At 66.8% G+C, this 18,274-nt stretch carries 15 protein-coding genes; 9 read left to right on the forward strand and 6 right to left on the reverse strand.

Annotation, left to right across the window (positions count from 1 at the left end):
• Nucleotides 1-16 precede the first annotated feature (16 nt).
• The 4 genes from AVE30378_RS25105 (at nucleotide 17) to AVE30378_RS25120 (ending at nucleotide 4,833) form a co-directional block, all read left to right on the forward strand.
• The gene (locus AVE30378_RS25105) at nucleotides 17-1,534 is read left to right on the forward strand and encodes a M81 family metallopeptidase (protein WP_129244713.1); all 1,518 of its coding nucleotides are present in this window, start codon (nucleotides 17-19) and stop codon (nucleotides 1,532-1,534) included.
• Between the two features lie 62 nt (nucleotides 1,535-1,596).
• Nucleotides 1,597-2,508 carry a MurR/RpiR family transcriptional regulator gene (locus AVE30378_RS25110; RefSeq protein WP_129244715.1) on the forward strand — a complete coding sequence of 304 codons (912 nt, stop codon included), beginning with the start codon at nucleotides 1,597-1,599 and terminating at the stop codon, nucleotides 2,506-2,508.
• A 197-nt stretch (nucleotides 2,509-2,705) separates the two neighbouring features.
• Complete coding sequence (locus AVE30378_RS25115; RefSeq protein ID WP_129244717.1) at nucleotides 2,706-4,031, forward strand: aspartate aminotransferase family protein; 1,326 nt, start codon at nucleotides 2,706-2,708, stop codon at nucleotides 4,029-4,031.
• Nucleotides 4,032-4,125: 94 nt separating this feature from the next.
• Nucleotides 4,126-4,833 carry a succinate dehydrogenase iron-sulfur subunit gene (locus AVE30378_RS25120; protein ID WP_129244719.1) on the forward strand — a complete coding sequence of 236 codons (708 nt, stop codon included), beginning with the start codon at nucleotides 4,126-4,128 and terminating at the stop codon, nucleotides 4,831-4,833.
• Here AVE30378_RS25120 and AVE30378_RS25125 read toward each other — a convergent pair.
• Entirely contained in the window at nucleotides 4,830-5,210 is a 381-nt protein-coding gene (locus tag AVE30378_RS25125) for a cupin domain-containing protein (RefSeq protein WP_129244721.1), read from the reverse strand. The two genes, AVE30378_RS25120 and AVE30378_RS25125, sit on opposite strands and share 4 nt — an antisense overlap.
• Before the next feature lie 185 nt (nucleotides 5,211-5,395).
• Here AVE30378_RS25125 and AVE30378_RS25130 point away from each other — a divergent pair, with 185 nt between their 5' ends.
• The 3 genes from AVE30378_RS25130 (at nucleotide 5,396) to AVE30378_RS25140 (ending at nucleotide 8,117) form a co-directional block, all read left to right on the forward strand.
• Entirely contained in the window at nucleotides 5,396-6,358 is a 963-nt protein-coding gene (locus tag AVE30378_RS25130) for an alpha/beta fold hydrolase (RefSeq protein WP_129244723.1), read from the forward strand.
• Nucleotides 6,359-6,428: 70 nt separating this feature from the next.
• A complete protein-coding gene (locus tag AVE30378_RS25135; RefSeq protein WP_129244725.1) occupies nucleotides 6,429-7,346 on the forward strand; it encodes an MBL fold metallo-hydrolase in 918 nt (305 codons plus the stop codon).
• 21 nt (nucleotides 7,347-7,367) lie between these two features.
• On the forward strand, nucleotides 7,368-8,117 hold the full coding sequence (locus AVE30378_RS25140; protein ID WP_129244727.1) for an SDR family NAD(P)-dependent oxidoreductase: 750 nt from the start codon (nucleotides 7,368-7,370) through the stop codon (nucleotides 8,115-8,117).
• Nucleotides 8,118-8,182: 65 nt separating this feature from the next.
• On the opposite strand, the gene AVE30378_RS25145 is transcribed toward AVE30378_RS25140, so the two are convergent.
• The 4 genes from AVE30378_RS25145 to AVE30378_RS25160 are packed head-to-tail and all read right to left on the reverse strand — an operon-like array spanning nucleotide 8,183 to nucleotide 15,175.
• Nucleotides 8,183-12,130, reverse strand: coding sequence for a cobaltochelatase subunit CobN (locus tag AVE30378_RS25145; RefSeq protein ID WP_129244729.1), 3,948 nt, complete (start codon nucleotides 12,128-12,130; stop codon nucleotides 8,183-8,185).
• Between the two features lie 8 nt (nucleotides 12,131-12,138).
• A complete protein-coding gene (locus AVE30378_RS25150) occupies nucleotides 12,139-12,495 on the reverse strand; it encodes a DUF2149 domain-containing protein (RefSeq protein ID WP_129244731.1) in 357 nt (118 codons plus the stop codon).
• Complete coding sequence (locus AVE30378_RS25155) at nucleotides 12,492-13,049, reverse strand: MotA/TolQ/ExbB proton channel family protein (RefSeq protein ID WP_129244733.1); 558 nt, start codon at nucleotides 13,047-13,049, stop codon at nucleotides 12,492-12,494. Before AVE30378_RS25155 ends, AVE30378_RS25150 begins: the two co-directional genes overlap by 4 nt.
• 2 nt (nucleotides 13,050-13,051) lie before the next feature.
• Nucleotides 13,052-15,175, reverse strand: a complete 2,124-nt coding sequence (locus AVE30378_RS25160; protein ID WP_129244735.1) for a TonB-dependent receptor — start codon at nucleotides 15,173-15,175, stop codon at nucleotides 13,052-13,054.
• Nucleotides 15,176-15,398: 223 nt separating this feature from the next.
• Between AVE30378_RS25160 and AVE30378_RS25165 the strand changes: the two genes are divergently transcribed.
• Nucleotides 15,399-15,827, forward strand: coding sequence for a TOBE domain-containing protein (locus tag AVE30378_RS25165; protein WP_129244737.1), 429 nt, complete (start codon nucleotides 15,399-15,401; stop codon nucleotides 15,825-15,827).
• A 73-nt stretch (nucleotides 15,828-15,900) separates the two neighbouring features.
• On the opposite strand, the gene AVE30378_RS25170 is transcribed toward AVE30378_RS25165, so the two are convergent.
• Nucleotides 15,901-16,767 carry a LysR substrate-binding domain-containing protein gene (locus AVE30378_RS25170; protein ID WP_129244739.1) on the reverse strand — a complete coding sequence of 289 codons (867 nt, stop codon included), beginning with the start codon at nucleotides 16,765-16,767 and terminating at the stop codon, nucleotides 15,901-15,903.
• Between the two features lie 157 nt (nucleotides 16,768-16,924).
• Between AVE30378_RS25170 and eno the strand changes: the two genes are divergently transcribed.
• On the forward strand, nucleotides 16,925-18,214 hold the full coding sequence (eno, locus tag AVE30378_RS25175) for a phosphopyruvate hydratase (protein ID WP_129244741.1): 1,290 nt from the start codon (nucleotides 16,925-16,927) through the stop codon (nucleotides 18,212-18,214).
• Nucleotides 18,215-18,274 lie beyond the last annotated feature (60 nt).

Consider the following 18,274-nt stretch of genomic DNA (forward strand, 5'->3'; position numbering starts at 1 on the left):
TTAAGGAATCCAAGGCATGAACACGCATACCGCAGCCCGGCAATACCGCATCGCCATTGCCGGCTTTCTACAAGAATCGGTGACCTTCATCGATGAACTCACCACGCTCGCGCAATGCAAGGCAGTCGAGATCGCCGCACCCGGGCTGGTCGATACCTTGCGCGGCTCCAACACAGGCCTGGGAGGAATCATCGATGTGTGCGAGCGTGAAAACGCTGAAATCGTGCCTTTCTTCTCGGTGAACGGCGGCGCGGCCGGTCCGATAAGCGACGAGGTCTACGATCATTACGTCGACAGGCTGATCGAGGGCCTGGAGCAGGCGGGACGGTTGGACGGCGTGCTGCTGGACCTTCACGGCGCAATGGTCACGCCGACGCGGCTGGACGCGGATCGGGAAACGCTCGAACGCGTCCGCGCGGTCGTCGGGCCCGATGTGCCTGTAATGGTCGCGCTCGATTATCACGCCAATCTGGACGCCGACACGATTGCCCAGGCCTCGGCGGTATTCGGATACCATTTTTCTCCGCACACCGATATGGGGGCGACTGGCAAGCGCGCGGCCGAGTGCCTGTTCCGGACATTGCGCGGCGAGATCGATCCGGTGACGGTTCTGATCAAGCCCGGTGTCATGGTTCCAAGCATCTTCAGCGCCACCGGGCTGGAGCCGCTCAAATCCATCGTGTTGGAGTCGATTCGCCAGGCGGAGAATTCCGACCGCTACCTGGATATCTCGATCTTCGCCGGCTTCTCCTATGCCGACGTACCGAACTGCGGCTTTTCCGTCGTGGTGGTGATCGACCGCGATGAGGCCGGGGCCTTGGCGATCGCGGAGGATTTCTCCGCGCGGATTCTGGAAAGCCGCGAGGCGCTGAGTCACCGCGAATTGATCTATTCCCTCGAGGACGGCATCGGCAAGGCCAGGGAGCTGGTCGCTTCGGGGCATCGCCCGGTCGTGCTGCTGGAACATGCGGATCGGATGCACGACTCCACGTATGTCCTGCGCGCGGTGCTGGACCAGGAATTGCCGAAGGTGGCGGTGCCGTATCTCTGGGATCCGGCCGCCGTAGCCGAAGCCATGAAGGCGGGGGTCGGCGCGGAGGTGACATTGCAGGTGGGCAGCCACAGCAGCGAGCGCGCGGGCGGCCCGGTGACCCTGTCCGGGAAAGTCGTGCAAGCGGGGAGGGTCACGTATCGGGCCACCGGGCCATACTTCACGGGGCGGGTCGTCGAACTGGGAAATACGGTGGTGATCGACACGGGCAAAGCCATGGTGTCCCTCACTTCCCTGCCCAGCACCGCGGTGGATGATGACTGCCTGACGCAGTTTGGCCGGTCCCTGGACGATTTCGACTATGTCGTCCTGCGCTCGAAGACCCATTTCCGCGCCTATTTCGAGCCGGTGTCGGCGGACATCCTCATTGTCGACACCCCGGATTGGGGGCCGGCCGACCTGACGCTGTTGCCCTATCGGCGGGTGCCGCTCGATACAACCTATCCGTTCAACGCGCCGCCCGCGAGCGGTTCGGCGGGCTGACGCCTGGGTGTGCAACAATTTCCTCGCTGTCCAACAATCCTCACGGTGCCACCAGCCAAGCCATGCAGACGACGGAATCCGCCACGCCACCTGAAAGCCTCGACGAACTGCTGACCCATCTGCGAAAGAACTTTTCCAATTACAGTTCGCAGTTTCAGGCCGGCGTTCGCTATCTTCTCGACCATCCGCGCGAGATCCCGCTCTTGTCCATGCGCAAGATCGCGGCCGGGGCCGGGGTCAAGCCCGCCACCCTGGTGCGCCTGGCGCAGTTCCTGGGTTTCGACGGATGGCAGAGCCTGCGCGAACTCTTCGTTGAATCGGTGCGCGGCGGCCCGCAGCCCTACACAAAGCGCGCCAAGGAACTCATACGCGTCAGCGGTTCGCGGAAGATGCTTTCCGAGATGCTTGAAGTGCAGCATCGCAATCTGGACGCGACGGGCGGAAACAACGGGGATTCCATCTCCGTCGCGGTCGATGCGATCAGCTCGGCGGCCAATGTCTACGTCGCGGGCTTCCGGTCGTGCTTTCCCGTCGCCTTCTCGTTCCACTATGTGTATCGCCTGTTCCGTCCATCGGTGCACCTGATCCGGGGGGAGGCCGGCACGCTCGAGATGGACCTGCGCTCGTTGACGAAAAAAGACGCGGTCGTCGTCGTGAGCTTCGCGCCGTACTCGATGGAGATCCTGCGCGTGGCGGATGCCGCCCATGAGGCGGGTTGCCGGGTGGTGGCCCTGACCGACAGCACGGTGGCGCCTATTGCCCTGCGTGCCGATTGCACGCTTCTTTTCCCCGTGGACAGCCCATCGTTCTTTCCTTCCATCACCGCCGCCGTCGCGCTTTCAGAGGCGTTGGTAGAGCAGTTGCTGGCAAAGAAGGGCAAGGGCGCCATCAAGGCCCTTGAGCAGAGTGAAGATCAACTGCACCAGACGGGCGCCTATGTCCCCATGCAACGGCATGGGGGCTCCCAGGCCTGATTCCGGCTAGAACGAGACCATCCTTCTATGGACGTACCGGTGCGCCTGCGCCTGTGCGCACGGGGGCGCTCGGGCCTTTAGGATTCGAATGTTTCTTTCTAAAAAATGATGATTCATTTGTTGCATTGATCGGCAGGGCTGCCTATACTCGGTAGACCTATCTCAGCCATCGTCCCTTGTCGGTCCAGGAGCCCAAGATGTCGCATGTTTTTCATCGCAATCCAAAGATGGACCTGCCCACCGCGGTGGGCGGCCAGGGCATGGAGCTGATAGACAGCAACGGCAAGCGCTATATCGACGCTTCCGGCGGCGCCGCGGTCTCCAGCCTGGGGCACGGGCATCCCCGCGTGATCAAGGCGATCCAGGACCAGGTCGCGCAGCTAGCCTATGCGCACACCTCGTTTTTCACGACACAGGTATCGGAAGACCTGGCGGATCTGCTTGCCGCCGCCGCGCCGGGCGACCTGAATCACGTGTACTTCGTATCCGGCGGCTCCGAGGCGGTCGAGGCCGCGTTGAAGCTGGCGCGGCAGTACTTCGTGGAAATCGGCCAGCCCCAGCGCCGGCACATGATCGCGCGCCGGCAGAGCTACCACGGCAATACGCTGGGAGCGCTGGCCATCGGCGGCAACGCCTGGCGCCGGGAACCTTTTCTGCCATTGCTGGTGCAGGCGCACCATGTGTCGCCGTGTTTTGCGTATCGCGAGCGCCTGGACGGCGAAACGGACAGCGCCTACGCGCAGCGTCTGGCGGATGAACTGGAAGCAAAAATCCTGGAGCTGGGGCCGGACACCGTCGCGGCCTTCGTCGCGGAAACCGTGGTGGGGGCGACGGCCGGCGCCGTGCCGCCGGTGGCGGACTATTTCAAGCGGATCCGGGCCGTTTGCGACAAGTACGGCGTCCTGCTGATCCTGGACGAGGTCATGTCGGGAATGGGCCGCACCGGCTATTTGTTCGCCTGCGAGGAAGACGGCGTGGTGCCCGATCTGGTCACGATCGCCAAGGGCCTGGGCGGAGGCTACCAACCCATCGGCGCGACGCTGTGCACGGACCGCATCTACGACGCGATCGTGGGCGGCAGCGGCTTCTTTCAGCATGGGCATACCTATATCGGCCACGCGACCGCCTGCGCGGCGGCCCTGGCCGTGCAGCAGACCATCGTCGACGATGGCCTGCTGGACAATGTGCGCGCCCGCGGAGAACAACTGCGCGGGGAATTGCGCGCCGCACTGGGCGACCACCCGAACGTTGGCGATATCCGCGGGCGGGGCCTGTTCGTGGGCGTAGAGCTGGTCGCGGACCGCGCCACCAAGGCCACGCTGGATCCTGCCCGCAAAACGCATGCGAAGTTCAAGGCGCGGGCGAAAGACAACGGCCTGTTGCTGTACCCGATGGGCGGAACCGTCGATGGCGTGCGGGGCGACCACGTATTGCTCGCGCCGCCATTCATCGCGAGCCCGGCCGATATCGGCCGTATCGTCGACCGTTTCGCGCAGACCCTGAACGACGTGTTGCCGCGTTAGCCGCTCCGGCATCCGCGGGACAGGCGATAGTGCCTGCCCGGCTCCTCTGCTACGATGATTCCGGCTACCTGGACTCCGGACAGAGGGGTGCGTCGTGACAAGTCGTCGAAAAATCGAAATCTACCGGTACGACCCCGACAAGGACGCCGCGCCGTACATGCAGAAGTTCGAGCTGGATGTCGCTCCCGGCGACAAGATGCTGCTCGATCTGCTGGTGCACCTCAAAAGCGTCGACGACTCGATAGGGTTTCGCCGTTCCTGTCGAGAAGGCGTTTGCGGATCGGACGCGATGAACATCAACGGCAGGAACGGTCTGGCCTGTATCACGAATCTGAATGAGCTTCCCGAACGAATCGTCCTGAGGCCGCTGCCGGGCCTGCCCGTCATTCGCGACCTGATCGTCGATATGTCGGCGTTCTTCATTCAATACCACTCGATCAAGCCTTACCTGATCAACGGCGATCCGCCGCCGGAACGCGAACGCTTGCAGTCGCCCGAGCAGCGCGAAGAACTCGACGGCCTGTACGAGTGCATCCTGTGCGCGTGCTGTTCGACCGCCTGTCCCTCGTTCTGGTGGAATCCCGACAAATACGTAGGCCCGGCGGGCCTGCTGCAGGCCTATCGCTTCCTCGTCGATTCGCGGGATCAGGCCACCTCGGAACGCCTGGACAACCTGGACGATCCGTATCGCCTTTTCCGCTGCCACACCATCATGAATTGCACCGATATCTGCCCCAAAGGGCTGGATCCCTCCGGTGCCATCGGCCACATCCGCGCGATGATGGCGCGGCGGATGATCTAGGCGCCGTCGTCGTCCGCCGCTTCCCGGGGACGCCACGCGCCAGGGGGATGGTGTATCAAGGTCAAGAGCACGACGGCCTGCGCGCGCGCATACAGGCTGTGGGGCTCGTCGCCTTGAAGCATCACCAATTGCCCCTGGGCGAGGGTGCATTGGCGATCGGGGGTTTCGATATCGACCTCCCCGGCGAGGCAATGCAGCGTCAATACGCCCGGGACATGATGCGAGGGCATCCGGTGCCCCGCCGGCAAGACCAGACGGATCAATTGCAGCTCGGTCGTACGCAGCAGGCTGATGCTGACGGCGGGTTCCGGCTCTGAAGACGGCTGCCGATGGAACAGGTCGATGACTTCCAGGGGGTCCGCATGTTTCAGCGCCATAGTCGTCTCCGGTGTCGTGAACGGGAATGAGGCCATTGTACCGAGCCGGACTTCCGCGGGACGCCGCCGCGCGTCCGCGTATTGGTGCGCGCCGCACAACAGAGTGCTTCCGGCGGCGGGCCTACCGCGCATGAGGCCCCAGACCTACGATGCCTTCGTCATCTTCACCCGACGCAAGGAACCTCATGAACGACTCGCACAACCCGGCCCGCCGCAATCTCATTGCCGGCGGCGCCGTCCTCGCGGCCGGCGCTTTCGCCATGCGCGCCGAAGCCGCCCCGCAGCGCAGCCCCCAGCCCAACCGGAGCATTCCCATGACCACCGATACCCTCATCGCCAAGGACGGCACGCAGATCTACTACAAGGACTGGGGCGCAGGCCCGGTCGTCACCTTTTCCCATGGCTGGCCGCTCAACTCGGACGCCTGGGATGGGCAGATGCACTTCCTGGCGCGCAACGGTTTCCGCGTCATCGCGCACGACCGCCGCGGACACGGCCGCTCGGGGCATCCCTCGTCCGGCAATGACATGAACGGCTACGCCGATGACCTGGCGCAACTGATCGAGACGCTCGGCCTGGAGCGCATCTCCATGGTCGGCCACTCCACCGGCGGCGGCGAAGTGGCGCGCTACATCGGCCGCCACGGCACCCGGCGCGTGGCGCGGGCGGTGCTCATCGGCGCGGTGCCGCCGGTGATGCTGAAGTCGGCCGCCAACCCCGAAGGCCTGCCGATCGAAGTCTTCGACGGCATCCGCGCCGGCGTGGCGGGGGACCGCTCGCAGTTCTACAAGGATCTGGCCATTCCCTTCTATGGCGCCAACCGCGCCGGCGCCAAGGTGTCGCAGGGCCTGCTGGACCAGTTCTGGCTGTGGAGCATGCAAAGCGGCCAGAAGAACGCCTACGAATGCATCGAGGCCTTCTCCGAGACCGACTTCACCGAAGACCTGAAGAAAATCGACGTGCCGACCCTGTTCATGCATGGCGAGGACGACCAGATCGTGCCGGTGCACGATTCGGCGAAGAAGGCCGCGCGGCTGGTGAAGAACGCCAGGGAAATCTACTACCCCGGCGCGCCGCACGGCCTCACCGCCACCATGCAGGACCGCGTCAACGCCGACCTGCTCGCCTTCCTCCGCGCCCCGGCCTGACGGGCCGCGCTTTCCACCGCCACACCACGGGCGGCGCGCCGATGCGGGCCGCCCCTTTGGAGATTTCGCCATGCTTTCCGTAGACGACACTCTGCATTCCAACAGCCAGGCTCCCAGGGATCTGGTTCCCTCCCGTTACGCGCTGCGTGTCGGCGAGATAGACGCGCTGGTGGTCAGCGACGGCGTGCTGCCGCTGCCGACCGCGACGATGGCCACCAACGCCGATCCCGCCGACCTGGCGGATTGGCTGAACCACATGTTCATGCCGCCGGACGCGTTCGACTGGCCGCTGAACGTGATGGTGGCCCGCAGCGCGGGCCAGACCGTGCTTATCGACGCGGGGCTGGGCGGGCAGTTCCCGGGCTTCCCGCGCGCCGGGCAGTTCCCGCAGCGGCTGGAGGCCGCCGGCATCGCGCTGGAGTCCGTGACCGATGTGATCATTACCCACATGCACATGGATCACGTGGGCGGGCTGCTGGTCGCCGGAGTGAAGGAGCGCCTGCGTCCGGACGTGCGCATCCACGTGTCCGCCGCCGAAGTCGAGTTCTGGACGTCGCCCGATTTCTCCCACACGGTCATGCCGAAGCCGGTGCCGGACGTGCTCCGGTCCACCGCGACAAGCTTCTACAACGAATACCGCGACCGGCTGCGGATCTTCGAGGACCGGCATGAGGTTGCGCCGGGCGTGGTCGTCCGGATCACCGGCGGCCATACCCCTGGGCACAGTGTGGTCGACCTGGTGTCGGGCGGTGAACGCCTGACCTTTGCCGGCGACGCCATGTTCCCGGTCGGGTTCGACCACCCCGATTGGCACAACGGCTTCGAACATGACCCCGAGGAGTCGGCCCGCGTTCGCATCGGCCTGTTCCGGGAACTGGCGCAGAACCGCGGGCTGCTGGTGGCCGCCCATCTGCCGTTCCCGTCCGTCGGCCGGGTGGCGGTCGACGGCGACGCCTTTCGCTGGGTTCCGGTCATCTGGGATTACTGATCGCTTCATCGAAGGAAACCCATGAAAAAACTCTCGGGAAAGACCGCTGTCATCACCGGCGGAAACAGCGGCATCGGCTTTGCCGCGGCCCGCGCCTTCGTGGCCGAAGGCGCGCGCGTCGCGATCCTCGGGCGGCGGCGGCAGGCCGTCGACGACGCGGTGGCGCAACTCGGAACCGCCGCGTTCGGCGTGGTGGGGGACGTCGCCGAGCTGTCGACGCACGATCGCCTGGTGGCCGAAGTGCGCGAGCGCTTCGGCGCCATCGACATCTACATGGCCAATGCCGGCATGAACAATATCGAGCCCTCGCCGGCGGTGAGCGTGGACAGCTACGACGCCCAGTTCGACACCAACGCGCGCGCCGTGTTCTTCGGTGTCAACAAGGCGCTGCCGCTGATGCGCGACGGGGCCTCCATCATCCTCACCGGCTCCATCGCGAGCGCGAAGGTGCTGGAAAACCACGCGGTCTACGCCGGCTCCAAGGCGGCCATCGGCGCCTTCGCGCGCGCCTGGGCGCTGGAGTTCAAGGCCAGGAAGATCCGCGTCAACGTGCTGAGCCCCGGTCCCACCGACACTCCCATCCTCGAAAAGCTGGGCGTGGCCGAATCGGACCGGCCGGCGTTCGAGCAGGGCATGGCCTCGGCCATTCCCCTCGGACGGCTGGGGCAACCGGACGAACTGGCCCGCGCCGCGCTGTTCCTGGCGTCGGACGACAGCAGTTTCATCACGGGAGTCGACCTGCGCGTCGACGGCGGCATCGCGTTGGCTTGAGGCGGTTCGCCGACGGCGCTGTCGTAGCGCCTGTCGAAATGTGGCTGTAGCTGGCGCGCGGCCGCCTACCACCGGGCCGGCCGCAAGGCGCCCAGCGCCACGAGTCCGGCCGCCGCCAGCAGCCAGCGCCACAACGCGTCGGGCGCGGTCCGCAAGGGAGCGGGGGCGCGCGCCTCCAGGGCGTAACCCTGGACCTGCACGCCAGGAGGCGCCGCGCCGGGCTCTCCCGCGGCGGGCGGGGCCAGCGCGGGCGCGGGCTGCGCCTGCGCCGGCGCCGCGGAACGGCAGCCGGGCAGCGCGCAGTCGGCTCCGTATCGCGCCACGCTTTGCGCCAGCGCCTGTTCCAGTTGCCGCCGATCCGCGGCATCGGCCCGCCACGCGCCCCGGTCGATCGCGGCGACCAGGGTTTCGAGCAAGTGCTGGCGCGCATGCGGATTGTGCCGGTCGAAATAGTCGTCCAGGCCGAGGTCGAACTTGTCGTCGACATAGACGGCCTTGACTTCGGACCAGTCGGCATCGCTCACCAGCCGGGGCGTCGTGACGTCCCACAGGAGCAGGTGCGCGGGCAGGTCGGCCATGTAGCGGGCGCCGTTGTAGCCGCTGTCCTGCATGGCGCGGATCCAGGCCGGGTTGAAGTAGCGCGATTGCAGTTCGCGGCCGAAGGTCCGCGCCAGCGGTTCGAGCCGTTCCGCGCCCGGGCGGCTGTCCTTCAGGTCGGCGACATAGTTGGTCACCTCCCTGCCGGTATGTTCACGCACCGCCATGCCGATGCCGCCGAGGTACGCGGCCGGCATGCTGGTGTCGAGCAGGCCGTAGGTGTTGGAACTGCGGCTGAAGACGGCGGCCTCCACGCCGGACAATTGCGCCACGAAACCCTGCGCATCGGACGCGCCGCTGTCGCCTTCGCTGTAGGCATGGCCCAGGCGGTCGGTATAGAGCCTGGACAAGCGGGCGTCGGTCCAGTCGGCCCCTGCCTGTATCGCGAACTGGGTCGAGGGCGAGTAGGCGCCGGGCGCGGTGGAATAGATGCGGCGATCGGCCCGCGCGCGCGCCTCGGGCGCGGCCACGCCCGCGGCAAGCAATTGTTCCGCGATCGCCAGGCTGTTGGCGCGCACGGCGTTGTCGCGTTCGTCCGCCGCGGACGCCAGCCGGGCGGCCTTCGCCAGCAGCGCGATCTTGTCGCCGAAGTGGTCGCGATAGGTGCCCGAGGTGGTGACCAGCACGTCCACGCGCGGGCGTCCCAGCGCGGCCCGGCTGTCCAGCGCGACGTCGATGACTTCGCCGCGTGGATTCCATACTGGGCGGGCGCCCATCAGGCGCAGGATCTGCGCCTCGACGGCGCCCTGGTTCTGGGCCGATTCGACCGACCAGAGCACGAAGGCCACCTTGCGCGGCATGACGCCATGTTCTTCGCGATACGTGTCGATCAGGGTGTCGGCCATGCGCGATCCGGTCTCCCAGGCTTCGCGCGTGGGGAGGCGCCGCGTGGCGAAGGTGTAGGGATTGCGCCCGGGCGGAAGCGCGTCGGGGTTGCGCACGGCGTCGGCCATGGGGCCGGGTTCGATGTAGCCGCCGTTGAGCGCGTCCAGCAGGGCGTCGATCTCCCGCGGCGCGGCCGCGACGCGCGCGGCGTAGTCCTGGATGCGCGCCGCCATGTCCGCCGGGGCCTGCCGCGCGCCGTCCGCCATCGCCGCGCGCACCGCCTCGATCGACGGCGGTTCCGCCATATCGCCCGCCAGCATGGCGTGCACCATGCGCGCCGACCCGTCGGCGCCGGGAGCCTGGCCCAGCACATGCCCGCCGACCGGCATCGCCGCCGCCGAGACTTCGGCAAGATAGCGGCGCAGGGCGGCGTCCAGCCGCGGCCACGGCGCATGCGCCACGTCCAGGCCCAGCGCGCGCGCATGGCCCGCGGCCAGGCTTCGCACGGCCTGCCTTGCCGTTTCGTCGGACGACTGCGCGGCGGTATCGAGCCGGTCGTGCAGGGTGGCGAGTTCGGGCGGCAGCGGAGAGCGGGCGAGGGCCGGCATGAAGCCGATGGTCACCGCGTTGGCGCGCCGCTTGTTGCCGATGCCGCCGTTGGCCTGCAGGGGCGTGGGCTGTATATGCGGCAGGTCGCCGATCAGGCGGCCGATCCAGTCATCGCGGGACGGCCCCTGTTGCTTGCCGGGCATGAGCGACAACTGGGTGAACAGCGGTACATAGGCGTCGGCATGGCGGTCGCGCGTCATCCACAGATAGAACGCAATGTATTGATGATGCGGCGGCAGCGCATCGGTCGACGCCAATGCGCCGGCGTCCTGCAGGAAGCCCCAGACCGGATGCGGCGCGGCGATGACCTTGCCGAAGCGCAGCATCGGAATCACGATGGAGCGCTGGCCGTCCTCGGCGGTGTGCACCATGATGCGGCCGGGAGGAGGGCCCCAGCGCGCTTCGGTCGCGGCGCGCAAGGCTTGCGGAAGCTGCCGATACCAGGCGAGGTACCGCGCTTCGGGAATCGCCACCGCGTCGCCGGATTTCAGGCGGCGCGCCAGTTCGGCCTGCGCGCGCGCATACTGCGCGTCGGATTCGCCGGCATGGCCGGGGCTGCCCCACAGGCCGGCGCTCACGTTGCTGCCGTCGCGCGCCATGCGCTGAGCCAGCGCGTGCGCGTCCGGCAGGGGAGCGGCGCCGACGTCGTAGCCTTCGTCCCGCAGCCGCCGCAGCAACGCGGCCAGGCTGGCCTGCGCGTCCAGATAGCTGTCCGGATCGCTGCCCACGTCGGCCTGGTCGGCGGCTTCGCTGTGGTAAGAGATCACCAGCCGCTTCTCCGCGTTGGGCAGGCGGCGCAGCCGTGTCCAGGCCAGGGCGCGCGCCACGCGCCACGACACCTGTTCGGCGAGCGGCTCGTGCAGCACCGCGCCGTCTTCGCGCACGCGCCGCGCGCCCACCATCATGGGTTCGACGACGCCGTTCGCTTCGCTGAGTGCCAGTTGTCCGCTGCGATCCGGCGCGAAGCCCCCCGGGTCCGCGCGCCATTCGGCCAGGTCGCGCGTGTAGTCGGTGGTGCAGCCCAGCACGGCCACGCCGAGCGCGCGGGCCTCGTCCACGCCGGCCCGGTGGGCGGTGTAGTCGATCTGGCTCGCGCAAAGCACCAGGGCGTCCACCGCGGGCTTGCCGTCGGCGCCGCGCAGAGGGCGCAGGGAATCATGGCTGTCGCTGCGCCACAGGGGCACCGGCAGGCCGCCCTGGCGTTCGGTCTCGCCGATCAGCGCATCGATCACCGCCGCGTTGTCTCCCAGGACCAGGCTGCGATAGAACACGATGCCGATCCGGGGCCGCGTGCCGGCGTCCGGCAGGCGCTGGCGCGTCCACGCCAGATAGGCATCGACGTCCGGGAAGACTCCGTCATGCGCGGGATGGTAGAAGGCGCGGTCGGGATACTCGATGGGCGGCTCGGCCGGCAGAGGCATGCCGAGGACGCGCGCGGCCAGATAATCCAGCAGGCGCGTGTAGTTTTCGACGGTGCCGTTGCGCCAGTAGGCAAGGGCTTGCGGCACCGCCGAGGCGGCGACGTTGCCGCGCACCCATTCGTCGCCATTGATGACGAGCACGCGGGTCCGCTTTGCCGCCGCGTCGAAGCGGGCCCGGTACTGGGCCAGGCGCGGGCCGATGCCTTCGACCACGACCAGGTCGTAGGCCGACAGGTCCACCGAATCGATCCCGGGCAATTGGCCGCCACCCAGGCCGTAGAGGTCGATCGCGAGAGTGCCGGCGCGCCGCGCCGCGGCGGCGCGCATCAGGGTCGGCTGCTGCGCGAGTTCGATCGAGATCACGGCCACGCGCGGACGCGCGCCGGCGCGCGCCGGAGGGTCATTCGCAGCCTGCGCCCAGCCCGCGAAGGCGAGCGCGAGCAGGGCCGCGCAGGCCGCGGCCAGCCGGGCGAACGCGCGCGCGGCTCGCGGCGGCGCGGCTGCCTGAAGGGCGCGATGCGCGCCGCCGGCTGCGGGAAGTTCAACGGTTCGTGTGCGCATGGACGTTCCTATTTCGCCGCTTCGCCCGGCTCGGGGACATACACCACCTGTCCGTCCGGCAGGCGGTAGGCGGTGCCCAGGCGTTCGCCCTGTCCGGACAACTGGCGATCCGTGACCCGCTCGACCTTGACCTGTTGCTGTGTCTTGCTCACCACTTCAAGTTCGCCGTCGGCGGTCTGGCGCGTCAGCGTCCAGGACGCGTCGGCGCTGAGCAGATCGGTCGAGCCCAGCACCGAGAACAACGCCAGGGCCATGGCCACGATGAAGGCCAGGCTGGCGTCGAACAGATTGGCCACGCCCGCGAGCGGGTCGTCGTGATGGGCGGACTCAAGCCGCGAGCGAGTGAACCTCAAGCGGGATTTCATGCGGGCCGCTCCGTCGGGCTGGCCGCCTGCGCAGCGCGCAGCGCGCGTTCGGCATATAGCCGCAAGGCGTCCAGGTCTTCGCGCTGCCAGCCTTCGCGGACCATCGCGATGACATGCGCCGCGACGCCGATCGCGATGCCGACGATGGTGGCGGAGAATGCCACCACCATGTGTTCGGCCAGCGCCGGCAGATCGCCGCGCGCCAGGCCGTTCAGCGCGGCCGCCATCGGGATCAAGGTGCCCATCAGGCCGAGCGACGGCCCCGCCCGCACCGCGAAGCGCACCGCGTTCAGGCTGCGCAGGCTGGCGTGCTCGGCGCGGGCCAGGACGCGTTCGATAGCCAGGTCCAGGTCGGCGCCGGGCGCGGCGGCGGCCGCGTCGATCTGGGCCGCATGGCGCGCCACCGCCGGCCGCCGGCCGCGCCAGCGGACGGCGGCACTGCGCGCGAACATGCCCAGCGCCACCAGGGTCCAGACCACCAGCGCCACCAGCAGGAGCAGTACGGGCGCGAACAGCAGTTGAGAGACTTGCTCCAGGACGAATTTGGGATTCATGATTAGAGGGCTCGCGTGTAGCGCAGGTAATAGGCACGGCCGGGCATGGTGTAGTCGGCCTTTTCGTAGTAGTCGCGGTCGAAGAGATTCGACACGTCGAACCGCAGGGTGTCCTTGGGCGTGACCTTCCACCGCGCGCTCAGGTCCACGACCGTGAACGGCCTGTTTTCGAACAGGCCGCCGCGGCCATCGGTGAAAATGCTGCGCTGGCTGTTGTCGGTGTCGTAGCGGGTATCGACGTGGCGGGCCGTCAAGGTTCCCGACAGCGTGTTGCCGTCGCTGACGGTGAGTGAGAGATTGCCTTTCCATTTGGCCACGTTGCGGATCGGCACCGCGCCGGTGGCGTCGAAGTCTTCGGCTTGCAGCAGCCGGGTGAAGCTGCCCGAGATGCCGACGCGGCCCGCGGGCAGGCCGAACCAAGAGCCGGCGTCATAGGCCAGCCGCGCCTCGATCCCGCGCATGCGGGAGTTGTCCGCGTTTTCGTAGCTGCTGACGCGCTCGGCGGCGGTGTTGCTCACGATCACGGAGCGGATGCGGTCGCGAATGCGCGAATCGAAGTACGTCAGGTCCGCGTCGAGCCGGCCATCGGCATAGCCGAGGCCGATGTCCCAACTGCGGTTGCGCTCGGGTTCGAGACCAGCGTTGCCCATCGTGACGCGGCGCTGCGCGCCCGCGTATTCGACGTTTTCACCCGCGAGTTCGCTGCCCTGCGGCGGCGCGAACGCCGTGCCGGCCGAGCCGTGCACCCGCCATGAGTCGGTCAGCTTGAAGACCGCGCCGCCGCGCGGGTTGAAGCTGGTGAAGTCCGACGAACCGGGGCTGTAGCTTGTCTTGTAGGGCGTGGCGCGAGTGCTGGAACGGATCCAGTCGTAGCGGCCGCCCAGGGTCAGGATCAGCCTGTCGTCGAGCCAGTTGCTGGCCCATTCCGCGAAGACGCCGTTGCTGTCGCGGCGTTCGTTGGGACTGAACGGCGCCAGGCGCTGGCCTTGGGCGCCATAGGAGAACCGATCGGCCTCGACCCGCTGCCAGTCGGTGCCGTAGGTGAGCGTCATGCTGTCGGCGAAGGCCCACACGTCCTGCACCTGATAGCCCAGATACCGCGACTCGGTGCGGCTGGAACGGTAGCGTTGCGCGGCCGCGGGCACCGTGATGTAGTTGTAGTTCTCGCGCGAGGCGTAGGCCGTCGCCGTGATGAGGTGATCCCGCGGCGCGATGGTGAAGCGCAGGTCGCCGCCGAGCCGGTCGGTTTCGTTGGCGGAGGCATTGGGCGGATCGAAGCTGACCGGGCCCGGCGCGTTGTTGCGCAGGTCGGCCCAGTCGATCGTGGCGTCGACGCGCACCATGTCGGTCAGGTCGCTGCCGATGCGCGCCTTGCCGGAAGTGCGGCGAAAGTCGCTGTTGGGGCGCTTGTCGCCGGCGCCGGTGGTGAAGTCCCCATTCTGATTCACGTAGCCGACGGCCAGATCGAAATCGGTGCGATCGGACAGGGAGCCGCCCAATGCGAAATCGGTCATGCGCGTATCGAACGAACCGTATCCCACGCCGATCGAGCCGCCGATCGGGCCGGTCGACCGGCGCGTGATGATGTTCACCACGCCGCCCATGGCCGAGGCGCCGTACAGCGACGAAGCGGGGCCCTTGAGCACCTCCACGCGCTCGATGCTTTCGGGCGAGAGTGTCGTGAAACTGGTGGATCCCGAAGGCCGGCCGTCGATCAGCACCAGCGTGCGCGGGTTGATCGTGAACTCGAAGTTCGGCCGCATTCCGCGCAGGCCTATGCCCGCCAGCCCATTGGGATACTGGATCACATCGACGCTGGCGTTCTTCTTGAGTTGATCGATGAAGCTGTTGGCGACCGTTGCCTGCAACACATTGCCATCGACGACTTCCATCGACGAGGCCACGTCATCGAGGCGCTGTTCGTTGCGGGTGGCGGTGACCACCACAGGATTCAGCTCCACCACCTGGTCCAGGGCGGCCCCGCCGTCTGGCGCGGCGCCGGGCGAGCGGCCATCCCCGTCGTCGGCGGCCTGCGCGCTGAACGTCAAACACAGCGCGGCGCCCAGCGCCGCGAATCGCCTGCCGTCACGCCCCGACGGCCACACATGCACAGACTTCTTTTTCATCCCGCTGCTCTCTAAGCCCTGCTTAAATTTGGTAATGATATAACATATCAAATCAATACCGAAATTTTTGTGCATGCAGCCGCCGGCCCAGGGTAGGTCCTTTCAACGGCACGTACTATTATTCAAAAGGCAGCTTTGGCGCATCGCTGGAAATGGCGGTTGCGCCTTTCCGGGAGCCGGAGAAATCGCTGAAGTCGCAAGCCCACACGTCCAGGAGGCGTTCATGCAAACAAGTGCCCGCAATCAACTATCCGGCGAAGTGGTCGCCTTTACACGGGGATCGGTCAATGACGAGGTCGTGCTGCGCACGACGGATGGCCTGGATGTCGCGGCAATCATCACGCATGGTAGTTCGCTTTCGCTCGATCTCGCGATCGGCAAGGCCGCCATCGCATTGGTAAAGGCATCATCGGTACTCATCATGGTCGATACCTCCGCCGCGCAGGTGTCCGCCCGCAATTGCGTTGGCGGAGTGGTCAAGGCCATTACGAAGGGCGCCGTCAATAGCGAAGTCATCGTGGAAGCGCCGGGTGGCGCCCAGATCGCGTCGATCATTACCAACAATAGCGTCGAACGCCTCAATTTGAGCGTCGGCAAGCCTGCCACCGCGGTTTTCAAGGCATCGAGCGTCCTCATCGCCGTTGATGCCTGACCCCCGCTGCGCAGCGCCGAAGGCAACGCCCACGCACCGGACGAGGTGGCGGCGGGCGTTGGCCGGCGCGGCGTCAGGACGCGTCAGCGAGCGCGTCCCGCAGCCAATCTACAAAAACCTCCGCCTGGGCATTCATCCGTCGTCCGGCCGCGGGCAGGGCGCGTAAACCTTCGTCGAATTCTACGGATCCGAACGGTGCGACCAGTGTGCCGTCGGCCAGTTCACGCGTGATCAACCGCTTTTCCACCAGGGCGACGCCCAGTCCGGAAAGCGCGGCCTCGATGCAAAGATGGGTGTGCGGGAACTCCAGCACCTCTCCGCGGGCGACGGATTTTCCAGTCTTGATTTCCCACTGATTCCAGGCGCTGGAGGTGTACTCGTGCGCGATCCGTACGCGCTTGCCGGGAGGCAGCTTCGCGCAGGCGGGCACGCAGACCGCGGCAAAGTTCACAGGGGCCAGGGGAATGGCGCGCCGCTGATCGGCATCGGTGTAATGGGACATGTCCCAAGCCACCAGCAAGTCCGCGCCTTCATTGCGCATTTCGCGTGCCGATGTCATGGACAGCCGGATCCGGATGTCGGGGTGCCTGCGATAGAACACCGCCAGTTGCGGCACCAGCCATCGCATTGCGAAGGTCGCGCTGCACGCCACGTGTACGCCGGGTCCCGACGCATGATTCGCGAGACTGCTGTAGGCGCTTTCCAGTTGATCGAACGCGGACCGGGCCGCGGCGTAGAAGTCGGCCGCCGCCGGCGTCATCCGCAGGCCCGTGCCGTCCTTTTCGAAGAGTTCGACGCCCGCGTCGTCCGCCAACAGCCTGAGATGCCGGCTGACCGCGCCGTGGGTGCGTGCCAATTCCTCGGCCGCCCGCGTGACCGAGCCGGTGCGCGCGACCGCTTCGAACGCCCGTAAGGAAGCCAGCGGGGGAAGTTTGCGCATGAATGCCCATCTGTCAGAAAAACTGACGAAGCTACAAAACAAATCGATTTTCGGATGCTAACAGGCTGGATAGCATTCTTCAACGAAATGTGCCGGATCGCGGTCATGGCATAGGGCTAACTACGTTCAATTAACTGACATATTGGAGTCATGCGGCATGCACATTACCAACATCGGCGCGCACGAGGCGCTCGACAGCCGGGGCAATCCCACGCTTGAGGTGGAAGTCGAGTTGTCGGATGGCGCCAGCGGGGTGGCGCTGGTGCCGTCCGGGGCATCGACAGGCAACCGGGAAGCCTGCGAACGGCGCGACGGCAACGCGGAACGCTTTCGAGGGCGCGGCGTCCTGGATGCCGCCCGGAGCGTGAATACGGAACTGCGCGGCTTGCTGCTGGGCACGCGCGCGGATCGGCAGGCGGAACTCGATCAGGCGATGATTTCCCTGGATGGCACGGAGAACAAGCGCCGCATCGGCGCCAATGCGATCCTGGGCGTATCCCTGGCCGCGGCTCGCGCGGCGGCGTCCAGTCTCGGTGTTCCTCTCTGGCGTTACCTGGGCGGCAGCCAGGCTTGCGTCATGCCGGTGCCCATGATCAATGTGCTCAATGGCGGCGCCCACGCGGACAATCCGCTGGACTTCCAGGAGTTCATGATCCTGCCGGTGGGCGCCGCGTCATTCGCGGAAGCCGTTCGTATGGGCGCCGAGGTGTTCCACTCGCTCAAAGAGGTTCTGAAGCGCGCGGGCCATGCCGTCAATGTGGGCGACGAAGGGGGCTTCGCGCCCGACCTGCGCACCGCCGTCGAGGCGCTGGACTTCCTGATGGATTCGATTGAACGGGCAGGGTTCAGGCCGGGCCAGGACATTGCGTTGGGGCTCGATCCGGCCGCCAGCGAATTCCACAGCCCCGCGGGCTACCTTTATGCCGGACAGGACCGCCACTTGAGTTCCGAAGAGCAGGTCGATTATCTGGCGAAACTGGTGCGGGCCTATCCGATCGTGTCGATCGAGGATGGCATGGCAGAAGACGACCCGGCCGGCTGGCAGATGCTGACCGCCAGGCTGGGAGATCGTTGCCAATTGGTCGGCGACGACGTGTTCTGCACCAACCCGGCCCTGTTTCAAAGCGGAGTGGAGCAGGGCATCGGCAACGCCATCCTGGTCAAGATCAACCAGATCGGCACCCTGACCGAAACCCAGGAGGTATTGCGCATAGCCGCCAGGCACGGATATCGCGCCGTCATTTCGCATCGCTCCGGCGAAACGGAAGACACCAGCATCTCGGATCTGGCGGTGGCCGGCAATGGCGGATTCATCAAGACCGGTTCGATGTCGCGCTCGGACCGCACGGCCAAATACAACCGGCTGCTCAGGATCGAGCGCGAGATCGGCGCCGGCGCGATCTACGCGGGTCCGTTATCGTTTCCCCGGGTAATCCGCCCTAATTGAATGTCGGATCGCCCTTGGCGCCTGTGGCCTGGCGCGCGGACGCCGGTTTGGGTAAAGTTA

The organism is Achromobacter veterisilvae (assembly GCF_900496975.1).
GTDB classification, from domain to species: Bacteria; Pseudomonadota; Gammaproteobacteria; order Burkholderiales; family Burkholderiaceae_B; genus Achromobacter; species Achromobacter veterisilvae.